Here is a 17,990-nt window from a genome sequence, read left to right on the forward strand (position 1 = left end):
AAGTGATTTTAATTACTACAGCTAATGCGAAATTGTTGTAAACACGTTATGGCATGCGCTTTGTGATATGAATGGTGACAATAAATGATGAGAAAATATAATTCTTGTCGCATAGATGAGAACTGATAGCGTCGGGAAAAGCACGTAGCGCCGCCGTTTATTGACGGGCTACGTGAGGTGGTGACTTACTCGATATTCTGAATTTGCTCGCGCATTTGCTCGATCAATACCTTCAGTTCAATTGCGGAGTTAGTCACTTCGGCATTGATAGACTTCGATGCCAGAGTATTCGACTCACGGTTGAATTCCTGCATCATGAAGTCCAGACGACGGCCAACCGCCTCTTTTTTCTTCAGAATGTTGTAGGTTTCTTTGACGTGAGCTTCCAGGCGATCCAGTTCTTCAGCCACGTCGATACGCTGTGCCATCAGCACCAGTTCTTGCTCAAGGCGGTTATTTTCCAGCTGCACCTGAGCATCTTCCAGTTTGGCTACCAGACGCTCGCGCTGCCATTGCAGGATTTCCGGCATATGTGCGCGCACTTTTGTGACTTCAGCGCTGACGCCTTCCAGACGCTGCTCGATCAACGCCTTCAGTGCCTGACCTTCGGTTTCACGCGCAACGATAAAGTCATCCAGCGTACCGTCAAGCGCGGCGAGGATTTCGGCGGCAATGGCGTCCAGATCTTGCTCCTGGGCTGCCATTACGCCTGGCCAACGCAGGATATCAACCGGGTTAATTTCACCTTCATCACTCTGCATTTTGACCCAGTTAGCAGCGCTAACGAGCTGTTTAGCGAGTTTTTCATTCAGAATCAGCTCGCCTTGTGCACTGGCATCAGGCTCAAAACGCAGCGTACATTCGACTTTACCGCGCGTCAGACGCGTGCGAATACGTTCGCGAACTACGGGTTCGAGACTACGGAACTGCTCCGGCAGGCGAAAATAAGTTTCCAGATAACGCTGGTTTACCGAGCGCATTTCCCAGGTAGCGCTACCCCATTCACCCTTGATTTCACGCCGGGCGTAAGCGGTCATGCTGCGGATCATAGACGTTCCTGTTTTTAAAGATGAGATGGGAGGATTATAGCCATCCACGTCTTGTCAGGATAGGAATAACAGTCGGAAGTCCGTATAATGCGCAGCCACATTCGTTTCAAGCCGGAGATTTTATCATGCGTCCAGCAGGTCGTAGTGCCAATCAGGTGCGTCCCGTCACCCTGACCCGTAATTATACAAAACACGCTGAAGGCTCCGTGCTGGTCGAATTTGGTGATACCAAAGTGCTATGTACCGCTTCTATTGATGAAGGCGTACCGCGTTTTCTGAAAGGTCAGGGCCAGGGTTGGATCACCGCAGAATATGGCATGCTGCCACGCGCCACACACACCCGTAACGCCCGTGAAGCGGCGAAAGGTAAGCAGGGCGGTCGTACCATGGAAATCCAGCGTCTGATCGCTCGTGCGCTGCGCGCTGCCGTTGACCTGAAGACGCTCGGTGAGTTCACCATTACGCTGGACTGCGATGTTATCCAGGCAGATGGCGGTACCCGCACCGCATCAATTACCGGCGCATGCGTTGCGTTGGCGGATGCGCTGAACAAGCTAGTGGCGAGCGGTAAACTGAAAACTAACCCGATGAAAGGGATGGTCGCCGCGGTTTCCGTGGGCATTGTGAACGGTGAAGCACTCTGTGACCTCGAGTACGTTGAAGACTCTGCTGCAGAAACCGATATGAACGTAGTGATGACTGAAGACGGTCGCATTATAGAGGTTCAGGGCACGGCGGAAGGTGAGCCATTCAGCCATGAAGAACTTCTTACCCTACTGGCGTTGGCCCGAGGGGGAATCGAATCCATTGTAGCGACGCAGAAGGCGGCGTTAGAAAATTGATTTTAAAGGCGACTGATGAGTCGCCTTTTTTTTGTCTGTAATAAAGTGAGATGAGGAGCGAATCCATGAAACCGTATCAGCGCCAGTTTATTGAGTTTGCGCTTAGCAAGCAGGTACTAAAGTTTGGCGAGTTTACGCTGAAATCCGGGCGTAAAAGCCCCTATTTCTTCAACGCCGGACTGTTTAATACCGGGCGCGACCTGGCTCTGTTAGGCCGTTTTTACGCCGAAGCGCTGGTGGATTCCGGTATTGAGTTCGATTTGCTGTTTGGCCCAGCGTACAAAGGTATTCCGATTGCGACTACAACGGCCGTTGCGCTGGCTGAACACCACGATAAAGATTTGCCGTACTGCTTTAACCGTAAAGAGGCGAAGACCCACGGTGAAGGTGGCAATCTGGTCGGTAGCGCACTTGAGGGGCGCGTGATGCTGGTGGATGATGTTATCACCGCAGGTACGGCGATTCGTGAGTCGATGGAAATTATCCAGGCGAATGGCGCCACTCTGGCGGGGGTACTGATTTCTCTCGATCGTCAGGAACGCGGTCGCGGCGAGATTTCCGCTATTCAGGAAGTGGAACGTGATTACGGTTGCAAAGTGATCTCTATTATCACCCTGAAAGACCTGATTGCGTATCTGGAAGAGAAACCGGAGATGGCGGAGCACCTGGCGGCAGTACGAGCCTATCGCGAAGCATACGGTGTATAAGGACAGCCGGATAGCGCTGCGCTGATCCGGCCTACGCACTTACCGGGCCTACGGTATACGTAGGCCGGACAAGACGAAATCGCTACTGCAATTGAGCGGCAACCAACGGCCAGCGGGTGTCAAAATCATCCGTTGGGCGGTATTTAAATTCGCTACGTACAAATCGGGATAGCATACCTTCGCAGAAAGCCAGTAACTGGCTGGCCAGCAGCGTTTCATCCACGGTGTAGCCTTCACCTTCACGCATTCTTTTTTCTCGTAGAACCTGGCGCAACTGCGCTTCAATGCGCTCAAAAAGTTGGTTAATGCGACCTTGCAGACGGTCTTGCTCGAACATCAACGCGTGTCCGGTCAGAATTCGCGTCAGGCCCGGATTACGCTCACCAAACCCTAAAATCAGCAGAACGATCAGACGCAGACGCGCGCTGGTGTCTTTTTCATCTTTCAAAATCAGATTGATGCGCGTAATCAGACTATCTTCGATAAACTCAATCAGGCTATCGAACATACGGGTCTTGCTGGGGAAATGGCGATACAATGCCGCTTCGGATACGCCAACTGAGGCTGCCAGCTTTGCTGTGGTGATGCGTTGGCTACCATCGCTGGACTCAAGCATCAGTGCCAGAGACTGAAGTATTTCTTCGCGACGATTCCTTTTCGCAGTTTGCTTTTCTACCATGTTACAAAATACCCCTGAAAATAAGCTCTTGCCAGGCAGGCATCCACACAGCGACCGCAAACTGTTGTTTGCGGTGTGTTATTGCGTTATTACGCTATGGGATACTTTTCTGCGGGTTACTTGCGCCCGGAATGGCCGAAGCCACCTTCGCCACGATCGGTGGCTTCAAACTCTTCCACCAGATTAAATTCAGCCTGCACGACTGGTACAAATACCATCTGCGCGATACGTTCGCCCGGCTCAATAGTGAAGCTGTCCTGACCACGGTTCCAGATGGACACCATCAGTTGGCCCTGGTAGTCGGAATCAATCAAACCAACCAGATTGCCCAGCACGATACCGTGCTTATGGCCCAATCCGGAGCGCGGGAGCATCACCGCTGCCAGAGAAGGATCGGCAATGTGGATAGCTAACCCGGTTGGCACCAGCGTTGTTGCGCCCGGTGCCAGTTCTACGGCGTCATCAAGACAAGCACGCAGGTCAAGTCCGGCAGAACCAGAAGTGGCGTACGTCGGGAGCGGAAATTGTTGCCCTACGCGCGGGTCCAGAATCTTAACGTCGATTTTTTTCATCATAACGGGTCACGATCTCGTCGAGTAATAATTGGCCCAGGAGTTCTTTACGCTCAAGCGGTAAGACTTTGTCTCCATCCTGCCAAAAAAGGTGTAATGCGTTGCTATCGCTGTTAAACCCTTGAGTTGACAGCGAAACGTCGTTCGCACAGATCACATCAAGGTTTTTGCGGATGCGTTTTTGCCGGGCATATTCTTCCACATTATTTGTTTCGGCGGCAAACCCAACGACAAAAGGACGGTTAGCATCCAGTGCGGCAACACCGGCGATAATGTCCGGGTTTTTGACCATTTTTACAGTTAATTCATCACCCTGCGTCGCTTGTTTTTTTATTTTTTCGTGGGCGACAGTTTCAGCGCGATAATCAGCGACTGCAGCGCAGCCGATAAAAATATGCTGTTGTTGCACTGCAGACTGCACAGCGGCTTCCATTTCCAACGCGGTCATCACATCAACCCGCTGAACAAATGGTGGTGTGGATAACGAAACCGGACCCGATACCAGTGTGACGTTTGCCCCGCGCTTTGCTGCAGCTGCCGCGATAGCAAATCCCATCTTCCCGGAGCTATGGTTGGAAATATAACGCACGGGATCAAGCGGTTCACGCGTCGGGCCCGCCGTAATCATGATGTTGAGATGTTGCAGATCGTTGACAGGCGAAAAATGTTCTGCCGCCATATCCACAATCGTTAACGGATCCAGCATACGTCCAGGACCGACATCGCCACATGCCTGGCTACCGCTGTCCGGGCCCCAAATGAGCAAACCGCGTGAGGCAAGAATACCCAGATTGTGCTGGGTCGCGGCAGCGCGATACATCTGCTGGTTCATGGCTGGCAGTACAGCAACAGAAGCAGGCGTTGCCAGACAAATCGTTGACACCAGGTCGTTGGCCATACCTGCGGCGACACGAGCAATCAGGTCTGCTGTAGCGGGCGCCAGGATGACCAAATCGGCCCATTTTCCCAGCTCAATGTGGCCCATCGCAGCTTCGGCTGCAGGATCAAGCAGGCTGTCGGAAACGGGATAACCTGAAACTGCCTGTAAACTCAGGGGAGTAATAAATGCTTTTGCCGCTTCGGTCATTGCCACGCGGACGTCAGCGCCGCGTTCCCGTAAACGACGCACCAGCTCAGGGGTCTTGTACGCAGCAATCCCGCCACTGACGCCAAGTACGATTTTTTTACCGGCCAGGCTCATCATGATCTTTCCTGTTGGGTTTCACCAGAAGGCAGATATTTTATCACAATCCGCAATTTGTCGTGCTTTTGACCGCCTTCTACTTTGCGAGGCACTACGAAGAAGTGAAAACAGCGCGTCGATTCACCGTCGGTGTTATGCCACTATGCGGACGCGAAAGGAGGGAAAAGTATGGACAATACAGGAAGTATGATGCCCAGGGAAAAGCTGTTGGCACAGGGGGCCAGTTCGCTGACCGATGTTGAGTTACTGGCGCTTTTTTTACGTACCGGTATTCAGGGTAAAGATGTGCTTACGCTGGCGAAAGAGATGCTTCAGCATTTTGAGTCGTTGTATGGTTTGTTGTCTGCTGATTACATGGATTTTAGCTATGTTTCGGGAATCGGTATCGCGAAGTATGCACAGTTGAAGGGTATTGCGGAGCTGGCAAGACGCTACTACAACGTGCGAGTGATAGAGGAGCGTGCTCTACTTAGCCCGGAAATGGCGCGTGAATTTCTGCAAAGCCAACTCTCGCAAGAGGAACGCGAGATCTTTCTGGTGATCTTTATGGATTCTCAACATCAAGTGATTAAACACAGCAAACTTTTTTCCGGGACACTAAGCCACGTCGAGGTACATCCGCGAGAAATTGTCCGCGAAGCGATAAAAATGAATGCTTCCGCCGTGATCCTTGCGCATAATCACCCTTCGGGGTGTGCAGAGCCGAGTAAAGCAGATAAACTCATCACCGAGCGTGTTGTGAAATGCTGTCAGTTCATGGATATCCGGGTGCTTGATCATCTGGTCATTGGGCGCGGAGAGTACGTTTCTTTTGCGGAACGCGGTTGGATTTAACGCACTTTACGCGATCCATCGGGATCTTTGTCTGTTCGGGACTTGAGCATAACGCCGGGTCAGCGTATACTACGCCACCTTTGAGAATCTCGGGTTTGGCATTTGGGCCTGGCAATCGAGAGTTCACTTAGAACTATGCGATGACCGGGCTGTAAAGCCTGACGAGGCGCCGATACCCCATACGAAGCTCGAGCTAATTTGATTTTTGGAGAATAGACATGTCCCGAGTCTGCCAAGTTACTGGCAAGCGTCCGGTGACCGGTAACAACCGTTCCCACGCACTGAACGCGACTAAACGCCGTTTCCTGCCGAACCTGCACTCTCACCGTTTCTGGGTTGAGAGCGAGAAGCGTTTTGTCACCCTGCGTGTATCTGCTAAAGGTATGCGTGTAATTGATAAGAAAGGCATCGAAACAGTTCTGTCTGAACTGCGTGCCCGTGGCGAAAAGTACTAAGTACTAAGAGGAAATAAATCATGGCTAAAGGTATTCGTGAGAAAATCAAGCTGGTTTCTTCTGCTGGTACTGGTCATTTCTATACCACTACGAAGAACAAACGTACTAAGCCGGAAAAACTGGAACTGAAAAAATTCGATCCAGTTGTACGCCAGCACGTACTGTACAAAGAAGCTAAAATCAAATAATTTTAGTTTCGATGTAGCAAAAAACCTCGCCTCGGCGGGGTTTTTTGTTTTCTGGCCGTCCCCATATAAATGAGACCTGATACACCGCCGGAGATACTATGCCTGAATTACCTGAAGTCGAAACCAGTCGCCGTGGGATTGAGCCGCATCTGGTGGGGGCAACGATTATGCACGCGACTGTGCGTAACGGTCGTTTGCGTTGGCCGGTATCAGAGGAAATCTATCGCCTGAGCGATAAACCTGTCCTGAGCGTACAGCGGCGCGCAAAATACCTGCTTCTGGAGCTGCCGGACGGCTGGGTAATCATTCATCTGGGGATGTCGGGTAGTTTGCGTATCCTTCCTGAAGAGCTTCCGGCAGATAAGCACGACCACGTTGACTTAGTGATGAGCAATGGCAAAGTTCTGCGTTATACCGATCCCCGTCGCTTTGGTGCCTGGCTGTGGACTAAAGAGCTGGATGGACATAATGTCCTCGCCCATCTTGGCCCTGAGCCGCTGAGTGACGATTTCAACGCCGGTTATCTACAGCAGAAATGTGCAAAGAAGAAAACGGCGATTAAACCCTGGCTGATGGATAACAAGTTAGTGGTGGGGGTGGGAAACATCTATGCCAGCGAGTCGCTGTTTGCGGCTGGTATCCATCCTGACCGTCTGGCGTCATCGCTGTCACAGGATGAGTGCGAACTGCTGGTACGCGTTATCAAGGCGGTTTTGCTGCGTTCTATCGAGCAGGGCGGGACGACGCTGAAGGACTTTCTGCAAAGTGACGGTAAGCCGGGCTATTTTGCCCAGGAGCTGCAGGTCTATGGGAGAGAAGGTGAACCTTGCCGCGCATGTGGCGCACCGATTGTTGCGACAAAACACGCCCAGCGTACAACGTTCTATTGCCGTCGCTGTCAGAAATAGTGTCATTGCTGGCCGGATGCAGCATCCGGCCAGGCACATTACTTCAACTTACTCATTAACGCCTGATGGACGTTTTCCGGCAGAAAGTGCGTCACATCACCCTGATGGCGGGCGACTTCTTTCACCAGTGACGATGAGATAAATGACCACTCTTTAGACGGCATCAGAAAGACGCTTTCCAGTTGCGGCATTAGGTGGCGGTTCATGTGCGCCAGCTGCATTTCATACTCAAAATCTGCTACCGCGCGTAGGCCTCGGATCAGAATGTTAGCCTGATTATCACGGGCAAAATTTGCCATTAAGTCGCTGAATCCCAGAACTTCCACATTGCCGAGATGCGCCGTTGCCTGTTGCGCCAGCTCGACGCGCTCTTCAAGGGTAAACATCGGTTTTTTACTGGGACTTGCAGCAATCGCCAGGATCACGTGATCGAACATGCTGGTCGCACGCGTCACGATATCAAGATGGCCGTTAGTTATGGGATCAAAGGTTCCTGGATAAATCGCCCGTTTTTGCATGGCTTGCCTCAATGCGTTTTGGGTGGCAGATAAGGTTCCAGCAGCTGCAGCAGACGCTGTAACGCGCCCTGATTTTGATACAGAACTTCAACTGCGTGACGGCCATAAAAATTACGATAATCTGCATCGGTCAGTAAAGAAGATACTTCTTTTACCAGCGTAGGTGCGTCGGTGACGGTGATCAATCCGCTTGCCTGTTCGAGGCGGGCGCAAATATCTTTAAAATTAAACGTATGTGGTCCCATCAGCACTGGAATAGCATGTGCCGCGGCTTCCAGTGGATTGTGTCCACCACGTTCAACCAGTGAACCGCCGACAAAAGCAAGGTCGGCAATGCCATACAGCAACATCAGCTCACCCATGGTATCGCCGATCACAACCTGAGTGCCTGAGGACGGAACTTCACCCGAAGAACGAGTGGTATAACTTAGCCCAGCCTGGCGTACGAGGTTAATTGCATCCGGGAACCGTTCAGGATGTCTGGGAACCAGAATTAGTAAAAGATTCGGGAACTGATTTAATAACGCCTGATGGGCGGCAATGATGATGCTTTCTTCGCCGTCGTGGGTGCTGGTTGCAATCCATACCGGGCGGTGAGGCGCCCATTGACGACGTAATGTCACCGCTTTTGCGGCCAGTTGTGGCGTGACGGATATATCAAACTTCAGGCTGCCAGTAACGGTGACCTGGTTGCTTCTGGCGCCAAGCGTAATAAAACGTGCGCCATCTTCTTCGTTTTGTGCGGCAATTAACGTAATTCGACGCAGTAGTGTGCCAACAAATTTACCTAATTTCGCATAGCCAGCGGCTGAACGAGCAGAAAGACGTGCGTTGGCAATGACCAGAGGAATGTGACGCTTATGAAGTGCCGCGATCAGATTTGGCCACAGCTCGGTTTCCATAATTAACACCAGTTTGGGGTCAACTTTATTCAGAAAACGGTTCAGGGCATCCGGTAAATCGTAAGGCAGATAAATATGCTGAACGTCAGTGCCAAAAGCAGATTGTACGCGCTCGGAACCGGTTGGCGTCATGGTGGTGACCGTGATCGGTAAGTCGGGATAACGGTGACGCAGAGCGCGAACTAATGGGATTGCAGCCAGCGTTTCGCCCACAGAAACCGAATGAAGCATGATCCCGCCGGGTTTTAGCGAGCGGCGATAAAAGCCGTAACGTTCACCCCAGCGTTTACGGTAGGCCGGAGCCTTACGTCCGCGCACCCAAAGCCGTATCCAGATCAAAGGCTGAATAAGGTAGAAAAGGGCGGTGTAAAGCAATTCGAGCATAATGGTAGCTGACTTATGAATGTGCTGGGGATTCTATGTATTTAACTATGGCTTTACCATCATTTTTATCCAGGTTGTATCAAAACGATGGAATTGGTGGGGAACTGATTTCGCTGATGGCTATTTCAAAAATTCACATGGCCGCATTTATATGTCTTAACCTCTTGTGCGGTGTGCGTTTCCTGATGAACTGGTGTCTTATTTATCTGTATGTTTTTAATGATTTATTTTGTTTTTTGTTTAAAAAATATTCATTTCGGAATGCTTGGTAATAAATGATATACTACTGCGCAATTTCAGGTAGCTAGCGGGCAGAAACGTTTCGAAAGCACAGAAAGTCATCTTTGGATGCTTTAGGCAAGGATTACACGATTCTGATGCTTCAAACCTGATATGCCTGGCGACGCGATGCGGATATTAATGCATGAATATTGCTTTTTGTTTGTACAAGTATTTTCCCTATGGTGGGTTACAGCGTGATTTCTTGCGAGTAGCGCTGACGGTTGCTTCTCGTGGCCATCATGTTCAGGTATTTACCCAGTCATGGCAGGGCGAGCGTCCGGAAGGGCTGGAGATTATACTCGTCCCCGTTACATCCAGAACGAATCATGGGAAAAACGAGCAATATTATCAGTGGGTTCAGAATTATTTAACTCAACATCCCGTCGATCGTGTCGTTGGTTTTAATAAAATGCCTGGCCTGGATGTGTATTACGCTGCGGACGTTTGCTATGCGGAAAAGGTTGCCCGCGAGAAAGGCTTTTTCTACAAATTGACGCGCAGGTACCGACACTACTCTGCATTTGAAAAAGCCGTATTTCAGCAGGGTGCCGGCACTACGCTTTTGATGTTAACCGATAAACAAATTGGTGACTTCAAACATCATTACCAAACTGAGAGCCAGCGCTTTCGTATTCTGCCTCCAGGAATCTACCCTGACAGAAAGTACAGCCAGCAACCTGAAAACAGCCGGCTGATTGTTAGAGAAAAACATGGTATTGGTCTCGATCAGTTCTTGCTCTTACAGGTAGGTTCCGATTTCAAACGCAAAGGCGTGCCAAGAACATTACAGGCGTTGGCTTCTTTGCCTGATGTCATTCGCCACCGCACACGATTGATGGTTGTTGGTCAGGATAAGGCCGATCGCTATCGCGCTCAGGCTCGTCAATTGGGGGTTGAAGAACAAGTGCAGTTCTTCTCGGGGCGGGACGATGTCGCAGAATTGATGTCTGCTGCTGATTTATTACTTCACCCAGCTGTACAGGAAGCCGCCGGTATTGTCTTGCTAGAAGCTGTAGTTGCCGGACTGCCGGTTTTAACTACCGAAGTTTGCGGCTATGCGGGTTATATCAACGCCGCCCAATGTGGGGTGGTGATTCCTGAACCTTTTGAGCAGGAAAATCTGAATACAGCACTTTTCGATGCGCTGCAAAATAATGAGCAGAGAAGTCGTTGGGCCGGGAACGCACGGCATTTTGCTGATACAAAAGATCTCTACAGCCTGGCAGATAAAGCTGCAGATATCATTTTAGGTCCTAAGAATGATTGAATTAAAAGAACCATTTGCCACGCTGTGGCAAGTAAAAGACCCGTTTACTGAAGTCGCTAAGCTGGACGGTGAGGTTTTTCGCGCCCTGGAAACACGACGCACCCTGCGTTTTGAGATGATGGGTAAGGGTTATTTTCTTAAATATCATCATGGAACCACGCTTAAAGAAGTGGTGAAGAATCTTATATCTTTACGTATGCCTGTACTGGGCGCAGACCGGGAGTGGCTGGCAATTCATCGCTTACAGGAACTGAGTGTTGACACCATGACCGGCGTGGCATTTGGGCAGAAAGGACTGAATCCGTTAGAGCGTACCTCATTTATCATCACTGAAGATCTCTCTCCTGCTATCAGCCTTGAAGATTTTTGTGCAAGGTGGAAAGTTGAGCCCCCTGATTATGTATTAAAACGGACAATTATTACCCGGGTGGCAGAAATGGTGGGTAAAATGCATCGGGGCGGGGTAAATCACCGGGATTGCTATATATGCCATTTCCTGCTCCAGCAGCCGATGCCGGAAGACGTTGCGAATATCAAACTTTCCGTAATTGATTTGCATCGTGCACAAATACGCCAGCATGTGCCACGCCGCTGGCGGGATAAGGATCTGATTGGACTCTATTTCTCTTCACTTGAGATCGGGTTGACGTCCAGAGATATCTACCGTTTTTTACGTGTCTATTTTTCGAAGCCACTACGTGAAATCTTTCGTCAGGAAGTCAGGTTGTTTGAACAGGCTGTCACAAAAGCGCAAAAAATAAGACAAAGAACAATTAGAAAAGCGCTATAAATCACAGATAAAGTTTGAGGCCATTTTACTATGAACATTGATTTCCAAAAGCTAGTTATCCAAAAACACGTCATAGACAGCTCTACGCATGAGAAGAGTAAAAAATTAAGTGTTGCGTATGGTGTCGACCGTAATTTTTTATTTGGCTCTGGTATTTCAATGACCTCAGTATTAGTGAATAACCCTGATATTGATATTCACTTTTATATAGTAACAGACTATATAGATGACGATTATCTGGAGAGTGTAAAACGCCTGACCCAAATGTATAGTACGACTGTGACGGTTCTTATGTTCGATAACGCGGCGTTTCGTGAATTGCCGAGTACAAAAGCATGGACTTATGCAATGTACTATCGTTATTTCGCATTTGAATATTTAAGCACAGAGTTAAGCTCCGTACTATATCTTGATGCAGATGTTATTTGCAAAGGCTCTCTTCGCGAGCTTACCGAGATTAATTTCTGTGGAGAATATGCCGCTGTTATTAATGATATTGATGAAGTGCGTATTAAATCCGGTAACAGACTCGGTATTCCCGAATTGAGTAACGGTTACTTTAATTCCGGTGTGGTATTTGCGAATCTTCAAGTTTGGCATGAACAGCAGTTGCTGACCAAAGCATTTTCTATTTTAGATAAACGCCAAAAAGAACTCCTTTATTTTGATCAGGATGTATTAAATATATTATTTGTAGGGAATGTTATTTTCCTGAGAAGAGATTTTAACTGCATTTATGGTGTGGATCAGGAACTAAAAAACAAAAATGATAAAATTTATCAGGATTATATTACAGATAATACTGTTTTAATTCATTATGTCGGTGTTACTAAGCCATGGCATACATGGGCTAAATATCCGGTAGCTAAATTCTTCATTGATGCCTATAAAAAATCCGCATGGGCAGAAAAATCCTTGTTAAATGCAAACACAGCAAAACTGTATAAACGTAAATCACGGCATGAAAGAGTGCAGCGTAAATATATTCGCTCGGTACTTAGTCATGTAATGTATATAAAAAATAAGTTACACAATTCAAAAGCATATTGAATATAGAAACAGTAACTTATTGATAATCGATTAAATAGGTGTAGCGAATGAACTTTGATTGTCATCAGTCTATAAAAAAGATACTTGAGTTTAATCAAGCGCCGACCGAACAGAAAATACAACTTAACATCGCCTGGGGTGTTGACAGGAATTTTATGTTTGGTGCTGCAATTTCGATGACATCGGTACTATTGAATAATAAAGATTTAAATATCCATTTTCATCTTTTTACTGACTACATTGATGCTGATTACCAGCAGCGAATTGCTAAATTAGCAGAGCAATTTTCCACAAACATCTCAATTTATGTTATGGATGCTAATGAGTTAAAAGTTTTGCCAAGTGGTCACGCTTGGTCACACGCAATGTACTTCAGGTTTATTGCCTTTGAATATCTTGGTGAGAAAATTGATTCACTTTTATACATTGATGCGGATGTAATGTGTAAAGGTTCACTTTTTGAACTCACGCAGATTGATCTTGGAGAACATGTTGCAGCGGTAATTACCGATGTGGATGATAGCCCTGCCAGAGATATTGAGATAAATAAAGATTATTTCAATTCAGGTGTCATATTTGCAAACCTAAAAAAGTGGAAAGAGCAGAATTTTATCAATGCAGCTTTTGATATCTTATTAGACAAAAATAATAAACTTTCATTCCCGGATCAGGATGTCTTGAATATTCTTTTCTTTAAGAAAGTAATTTTTCTGGAGCGAAGGTTCAATGCTATCTATGGAATTAAGCAAGAATTAAAAAGCAGAGATCTTGCGAAATATAAAGAATATATTACACCTGATACTATTCTAATTCACTATGTTGGCGTGACTAAACCCTGGAATTCATGGGCAAATTATCCTTCAGCACAGTTTTTTGTTGACGCCTGGAAGGCTTCGCCTTGGGCGGATGTTCCATTGTTACCCGCCAGAACGCCAAAACAATATAAAAAGAAATCAAGGCATGAAAGATTACAAGGGAAGTATTTCGCCTCGATAATAAGCTATATTGGTTATTTGCGGGAAAAATTAAAAAAGTAAGTAAAAAAACTCCCGTAAGGGAGTTTTTTATTAACGTAATTTAGTCTTAAGGTATTTCAAATACCATTTGACAGATGCGCAGTAATTCCCTTTTTTAGCTTCCTGGCGTGAATAGACCCGATAATCAGTAGGTCTCATGCGTGGAGCATAGGAGCGCAATGCAGTATTTCGCCATGGCGTGAAATGATGGTAGAAGAGATAAAGTTGCTGTGAAAGCCCAGTATGTTCTTTATACCAGGGCTTCCTTCCACCAGTGAAGTGGATAATTCTTGGCAGAATATCTTTTTGGTAGAAGAATATCTCTTTTTGTTGATCGGTAAACCAGTTGAACAAAAAATTCCATCGGTTATCAATAAACTTAACGTTACCATCCATTGCGATATTCAGTGCATCCTGGTCAAAGTAAGGCAAGGATTTACCTTGTTCAAATAACACCGTGTTTGCTTTATTTTCAATATCATACTTGACCCAGTTTTCAATATTGATATACAAAAAACCGGCGTTGAAATAATTACCAGTACTCAGGCCCAGACGCTTGGCATTTTTTGTATCGTGAATATCGAGAGAGTCGTGACTGACAGCACAAATGACGTTGCTGATATCAATGCTGTTAATGTCATTTAGCTTATCAAAACACAGGGTATCGGCATCTAAGTAGATAAAACGCTCAACTGTATCTTTTAGTAAGCGCGGTACGGCCAGACGCATATAGGTCGAACGGTTCAAGTGTTTGATTGCAAAGTCATTATTATACTTTTCAATCTCTTCTTTATCGATATTGATAACCTGAATTTTATCACTGGTTGAACGCAGTTTATTGATTTCTTCGTCAGTAACGTCATAGACAAAGACAAAAAATGACAGGTCCTGTTCCGGGTTGTTCATTATGACAGACATAATGGACACTGCTACATATTCCAGATAATTGGCATCCGTGCAGTAAGCAATATTAATGACGTTATTTTTGTTGTCCATTTATGCTTTCTCATTACTTTTATTAAAGCCACTATCATGAAGTACCGTATCGATAGCGTCAATCACGGCCTGTTCCGGTATCCATGTCAGATATTTTTTTGACCGGTCGAGTTCATCCCGAGAAGGCATCGGATGATAATCGCCAGCCCAAATCAAAACGGCTTTATCCGACCATGGCTTCCACTGTTGATAATTGGTGGCGCCAAACAGGCAGACCTGTGGTGTCTTTAGCGCTGCTGCCATATGCATCGGTGCAGAATCGACACCAATGTACAAAACTGCATGATCGATCAATGCAGCCAACTGCAAAAAGGTGGTTTTACCTGCCAGCGTCAGGTCAGGGGAAGATTGACACAGTTCAGCAATGCGCTGAACCTGCTGCTGCTCACTTAGCGCTGGCCCACAGGTAAGATAGACGTGCAGACCTCGTTGGTGCAGGTGGTCTATAACATGCGCGAATTTATCATCATCCCAGCATTTAAACTCTTGCCTGGCAGTGGGCTGAATAACGACATATTTCTGCGCTGGCAACGTGGGTAACAGGGATACCAGATGTTGATAATCGTCCTGACGATAACTCAGCGACATCTCTTTCTTCAGTTCTGTTTCGCTAAACCCGATACCTTTTAGAATAGATAAATTTTGTTCAACAATATGCGTACCAATGAATGGCGTTACGCGCGTAAAAAGTCGATTCCACAGATCTTTTTCGCGCTCAAAAGCAATTGAAGGGCAACGTAAAGAGGCTATAAGAGCGCCGATCGGCCATTGTTCGGTGAGGTTAACGATCAGGTCGTAGTGATTTTTCTTCAGTTGTTTACGCACTGAAAGGTAATTTTTCACTGTTGACAGCAGGCCCTGCTTTTTCTCAATCAGATAAAAATTATTAATATCTTTATGGGCGGCTAAGATTGCTTTGGTATCTTTATAGAGTAGCAGATCGATCTTAGCTTGCGGATAACGAGCCCGAATGCTGGCAATAACAGGTGTAGTTAGCAGAACATCCCCATAAAACTTGAGCTTGCAAATAAGAATCCGGTCAATTTTTTCAAACATGTTAAAATCCCTTTCGCAAGAATAAGCTTTTGCAAGCAGATATTATCTTATATCTTGTTTCAGAAATAGAACGATCGATATGGGGATATTTCATCTTCAGAATTATTTTCTTCTTAACGATTTTCGTATCGCAGCATGCAAGTGCATTCTGAATGTCATTTAGCATACTTTCGCTATAACGATAATAGCCTTTTTTCTTGCGTAAAATTTTACGTCCTTCGAGAAAGCAATTGATAATCATAAATGTCGCAACAGTACGCTTGGCGCTATTTTCATTAATATATTTATACATTTTTCGCATAGCAAAGAAGATGCTGTCAGCATCACTATCAATAATGTTCTCGGTAATGCTTTTATCATTTACTCGGTAGTAATATAGCTTATTCTCGATTTTTAGAATCTTATTGCATTTAAAATACTGGAATGGGCAAAAAATCACGTCTTCGTAGCGATGATGTTCCTCGAACTTATCGCTACCAATGATATTGCGGTGAAAGATTTTTGTCATCAGATGCCATTGCCCAGCCTTGAATGTTGGTAACAGAGGAGCGTAATTATCATCTGATAATATTATTTCGCGCTGGGCAATGTTGTTTTCCATTTCCGGCGCGTTTTTATACAAATTGTTTATATCTCGAGTTAAGTTAAATTCGATAATGTCATATTTTTCGTCTCTTAACTTAGGCAGGAGAATTGTAAAATAATTCTGGCAGACAATATCATCACTGTCTACAAAGCCAATATATTTCCCTGTCGCATGGGCAAGCCCAACGTTACGAGTGATTGCAACGCCCTGATTTTTTTGGCTTATATATTTAACATTATGGCAATCTTTTTCGCGGTAAAACGCATTTATACGCTCTTCGGTTAAATCCGTAGAGCCATCATTAACAATTATTACCTCTACATCATCGGTGATGCTCTGATGTATAGACGCCAATGTCGCTGTGATGAGTTCAGCGTTGTTGTATGTAGGTATAATAATGCTCAGTAAATAACCGGAAGTGTTAACCATGGCATCGTTCTCTTGTTGGATTCGAGCTCAGTACTGCTGCTACACATAACGCCAGTACGCTGCTCAGGGCTTCACCTTTGGCATACAATAATAAATCACTCAAGCCATAGACAGCGATAGCGCCTGAGACGACGAACAACAGAGGACTACGTTGACAGTAACCTATTAAAAACATGGCAGTATAGAGCAAGAGTAGCACAACAACACCTGGGATGCCTTTCAGCGAGAAGGTATCAACTATTTCGTTATGCAGGTGAACGTTAATGAACTCAAGTGCCCCTTGTAAGGAAGTATCTTGCACGGCAAGTCGCTGAATTTCTGCTCCGCGTTGTTCAAGTGACTGCCCCCAGTAATGACCTTTCCCAGATTCAATCCCTGCCCGTTGCATCGCAAGTCGCGCACCAATAGAGGTATTACTATTGTCTTGATTATAAGAGTGCAGATCGACCAGGAAGTTCTGGTAGCGGCTTTCAATGATTGGTTTTAAGGGAATCGCAGCAACTCCCACCAGTATTACAAAACCCAGCAGTGCCCTTAATAGCATGGTGCGGTTGTGACGATAGTACATCAAGAATAGGCCGACACTCAGGATCGGGTATACCAAAATAGCAGCCCGAGTTTGCGTTGTGATGATGACTGCCAGCGATATCAAAAAATGTAACAGATAAAGTGCAACGGTGTGTTTTAGACGGAGATTAATAATAGCCTGAGACGCTAATAATGCAATTAGCGTCAGAGCGTAGGCTGTGCCGGTTTGGTGTTCAAAACCGAGAGCAACACGGTAGGTCATAATATCTGGTGCCCCGGCGACCTGATAGCCCGCGAAAAGATATAAACCCACTGCTGTAAGGATCGTCCAGAGACTGGTAATGCGAGTTTTGTTAGCACACGGCTCTCGCGTTGCCAGAGCTGTCATAACCAGTGCGGCAAAAATCATCACTTTGCCACCGTTCTGGTATGAACGATAGGCACCGGTAAAGGCTGAGCCAGATTGTTTAAATACTTCTACCCAAATAATCTGGAGTAAACCAAAGAGCAGCAACATAACAGGCAAAACCAGGTTTTGTTTGTTACTGCACACATGCTTTATATTTTTTCCTATAAGCGGCAGAGACAGAGCCGTGGAGAAAATAAATACCTTCAGCGCTTCATCTGGATTGACCAGGACCATCGCAAGAGTTGCCAGGATCCCAGCATAAAATAAGACGTATATAAAATCGAATGGATTATTTTTTATACTACAAACAAAGCGAGAAAACATGTGTTGGCGAAGCAT

20 protein-coding genes are annotated in these 17,990 nt (G+C 46.4%); 10 read left to right on the plus strand and 10 right to left on the minus strand.

All coding sequences use genetic code 11. The annotated features are described in order from the left end of the window. Window positions 1-185: 185 nt before the first annotated feature. Window positions 186-1,049, minus strand: coding sequence for a YicC/YloC family endoribonuclease (locus OGX67_RS02680; protein WP_003024052.1), 864 nt, complete (start codon window positions 1,047-1,049; stop codon window positions 186-188). A gap of 125 nt (window positions 1,050-1,174) precedes the next feature. Between OGX67_RS02680 and rph the strand changes: the two genes are divergently transcribed. After that, a complete protein-coding gene (gene rph, locus OGX67_RS02685; protein ID WP_003024054.1) occupies window positions 1,175-1,891 on the plus strand; it encodes a ribonuclease PH in 717 nt (238 codons plus the stop codon). Between the two features lie 65 nt (window positions 1,892-1,956). Next, complete coding sequence (gene pyrE / locus OGX67_RS02690; protein ID WP_003024058.1) at window positions 1,957-2,598, plus strand: orotate phosphoribosyltransferase; 642 nt, start codon at window positions 1,957-1,959, stop codon at window positions 2,596-2,598. A gap of 82 nt (window positions 2,599-2,680) precedes the next feature. On the opposite strand, the gene slmA is transcribed toward pyrE, so the two are convergent. The 3 genes from slmA to coaBC form a co-directional block, all read right to left on the minus strand. After that, window positions 2,681-3,277, minus strand: a complete 597-nt coding sequence (gene slmA / locus OGX67_RS02695; protein ID WP_003024060.1) for a nucleoid occlusion factor SlmA — start codon at window positions 3,275-3,277, stop codon at window positions 2,681-2,683. A 116-nt stretch (window positions 3,278-3,393) separates the two neighbouring features. Next, entirely contained in the window at window positions 3,394-3,852 is a 459-nt protein-coding gene (dut, locus tag OGX67_RS02700; RefSeq protein WP_006687626.1) for a dUTP diphosphatase, read from the minus strand. Further along, window positions 3,830-5,050 carry a bifunctional phosphopantothenoylcysteine decarboxylase/phosphopantothenate--cysteine ligase CoaBC gene (gene coaBC, locus OGX67_RS02705; RefSeq protein ID WP_003024066.1) on the minus strand — a complete coding sequence of 407 codons (1,221 nt, stop codon included), beginning with the start codon at window positions 5,048-5,050 and terminating at the stop codon, window positions 3,830-3,832. The genes dut and coaBC overlap by 23 nt, the downstream gene beginning before the upstream one ends. A 171-nt stretch (window positions 5,051-5,221) precedes the next feature. Here coaBC and radC point away from each other — a divergent pair, with 171 nt between their 5' ends. From radC to mutM, 4 genes are all read left to right on the plus strand, one after another. After that, on the plus strand, window positions 5,222-5,887 hold the full coding sequence (radC, locus tag OGX67_RS02710; RefSeq protein ID WP_086504682.1) for a RadC family protein: 666 nt from the start codon (window positions 5,222-5,224) through the stop codon (window positions 5,885-5,887). Window positions 5,888-6,105: 218 nt separating this feature from the next. Next, the gene (rpmB, locus tag OGX67_RS02715) at window positions 6,106-6,342 is read left to right on the plus strand and encodes a 50S ribosomal protein L28 (protein WP_003024071.1); all 237 of its coding nucleotides are present in this window, start codon (window positions 6,106-6,108) and stop codon (window positions 6,340-6,342) included. A 20-nt stretch (window positions 6,343-6,362) separates the two neighbouring features. Next, the gene (rpmG, locus tag OGX67_RS02720) at window positions 6,363-6,530 is read left to right on the plus strand and encodes a 50S ribosomal protein L33 (RefSeq protein WP_003024094.1); all 168 of its coding nucleotides are present in this window, start codon (window positions 6,363-6,365) and stop codon (window positions 6,528-6,530) included. A 98-nt stretch (window positions 6,531-6,628) separates the two neighbouring features. Continuing rightward, a complete protein-coding gene (gene mutM, locus OGX67_RS02725) occupies window positions 6,629-7,438 on the plus strand; it encodes a bifunctional DNA-formamidopyrimidine glycosylase/DNA-(apurinic or apyrimidinic site) lyase (protein WP_003024097.1) in 810 nt (269 codons plus the stop codon). Between the two features lie 38 nt (window positions 7,439-7,476). Here mutM and coaD read toward each other — a convergent pair whose 3' ends face one another. Then, window positions 7,477-7,956 carry a pantetheine-phosphate adenylyltransferase gene (gene coaD / locus OGX67_RS02730; protein WP_003024099.1) on the minus strand — a complete coding sequence of 160 codons (480 nt, stop codon included), beginning with the start codon at window positions 7,954-7,956 and terminating at the stop codon, window positions 7,477-7,479. An 8-nt stretch (window positions 7,957-7,964) separates the two neighbouring features. Then, on the minus strand, window positions 7,965-9,242 hold the full coding sequence (waaA, locus tag OGX67_RS02735) for a lipid IV(A) 3-deoxy-D-manno-octulosonic acid transferase (protein ID WP_071696650.1): 1,278 nt from the start codon (window positions 9,240-9,242) through the stop codon (window positions 7,965-7,967). 424 nt (window positions 9,243-9,666) lie between these two features. On the opposite strand from waaA, the gene OGX67_RS02740 reads away from it, so the two are divergent. The 4 genes from OGX67_RS02740 to OGX67_RS02755 are packed head-to-tail and all read left to right on the plus strand — an operon-like array spanning window position 9,667 to window position 13,668. Next, window positions 9,667-10,791 carry a glycosyltransferase family 4 protein gene (locus OGX67_RS02740; RefSeq protein WP_257651355.1) on the plus strand — a complete coding sequence of 375 codons (1,125 nt, stop codon included), beginning with the start codon at window positions 9,667-9,669 and terminating at the stop codon, window positions 10,789-10,791. Beyond that, complete coding sequence (rfaP, locus tag OGX67_RS02745) at window positions 10,784-11,581, plus strand: lipopolysaccharide core heptose(I) kinase RfaP (RefSeq protein ID WP_286525839.1); 798 nt, start codon at window positions 10,784-10,786, stop codon at window positions 11,579-11,581. The genes OGX67_RS02740 and rfaP overlap by 8 nt, the downstream gene beginning before the upstream one ends. A 30-nt stretch (window positions 11,582-11,611) precedes the next feature. Beyond that, on the plus strand, window positions 11,612-12,631 hold the full coding sequence (locus OGX67_RS02750) for a glycosyltransferase family 8 protein (RefSeq protein ID WP_071696648.1): 1,020 nt from the start codon (window positions 11,612-11,614) through the stop codon (window positions 12,629-12,631). A 47-nt stretch (window positions 12,632-12,678) separates the two neighbouring features. Further along, window positions 12,679-13,668, plus strand: coding sequence for a glycosyltransferase family 8 protein (locus tag OGX67_RS02755; RefSeq protein WP_086504679.1), 990 nt, complete (start codon window positions 12,679-12,681; stop codon window positions 13,666-13,668). Window positions 13,669-13,698: 30 nt separating this feature from the next. Here OGX67_RS02755 and OGX67_RS02760 read toward each other — a convergent pair whose 3' ends face one another. From OGX67_RS02760 to OGX67_RS02775, 4 genes are read right to left on the minus strand one after another with little or no spacing between them, the layout of a single operon-like run. Next, window positions 13,699-14,643 carry a glycosyltransferase family 8 protein gene (locus OGX67_RS02760; RefSeq protein WP_257651352.1) on the minus strand — a complete coding sequence of 315 codons (945 nt, stop codon included), beginning with the start codon at window positions 14,641-14,643 and terminating at the stop codon, window positions 13,699-13,701. Next, on the minus strand, window positions 14,644-15,699 hold the full coding sequence (gene rfaQ, locus OGX67_RS02765) for a lipopolysaccharide core heptosyltransferase RfaQ (RefSeq protein ID WP_257651351.1): 1,056 nt from the start codon (window positions 15,697-15,699) through the stop codon (window positions 14,644-14,646). Window position 15,700: 1 nt separating this feature from the next. Beyond that, window positions 15,701-16,714: a glycosyltransferase family 2 protein gene (locus OGX67_RS02770; RefSeq protein ID WP_257651350.1), complete on the minus strand. Its 1,014-nt coding sequence runs from the start codon at window positions 16,712-16,714 to the stop codon at window positions 15,701-15,703. Next, window positions 16,707-17,990, minus strand: coding sequence for an O-antigen ligase family protein (locus tag OGX67_RS02775; RefSeq protein ID WP_257651349.1), 1,284 nt, complete (start codon window positions 17,988-17,990; stop codon window positions 16,707-16,709). Before OGX67_RS02775 ends, OGX67_RS02770 begins: the two co-directional genes overlap by 8 nt.

Source organism: Citrobacter sp. Cf118 (assembly GCF_030334095.1).
Classification (GTDB): domain Bacteria; phylum Pseudomonadota; class Gammaproteobacteria; order Enterobacterales; family Enterobacteriaceae; genus Citrobacter; species Citrobacter freundii.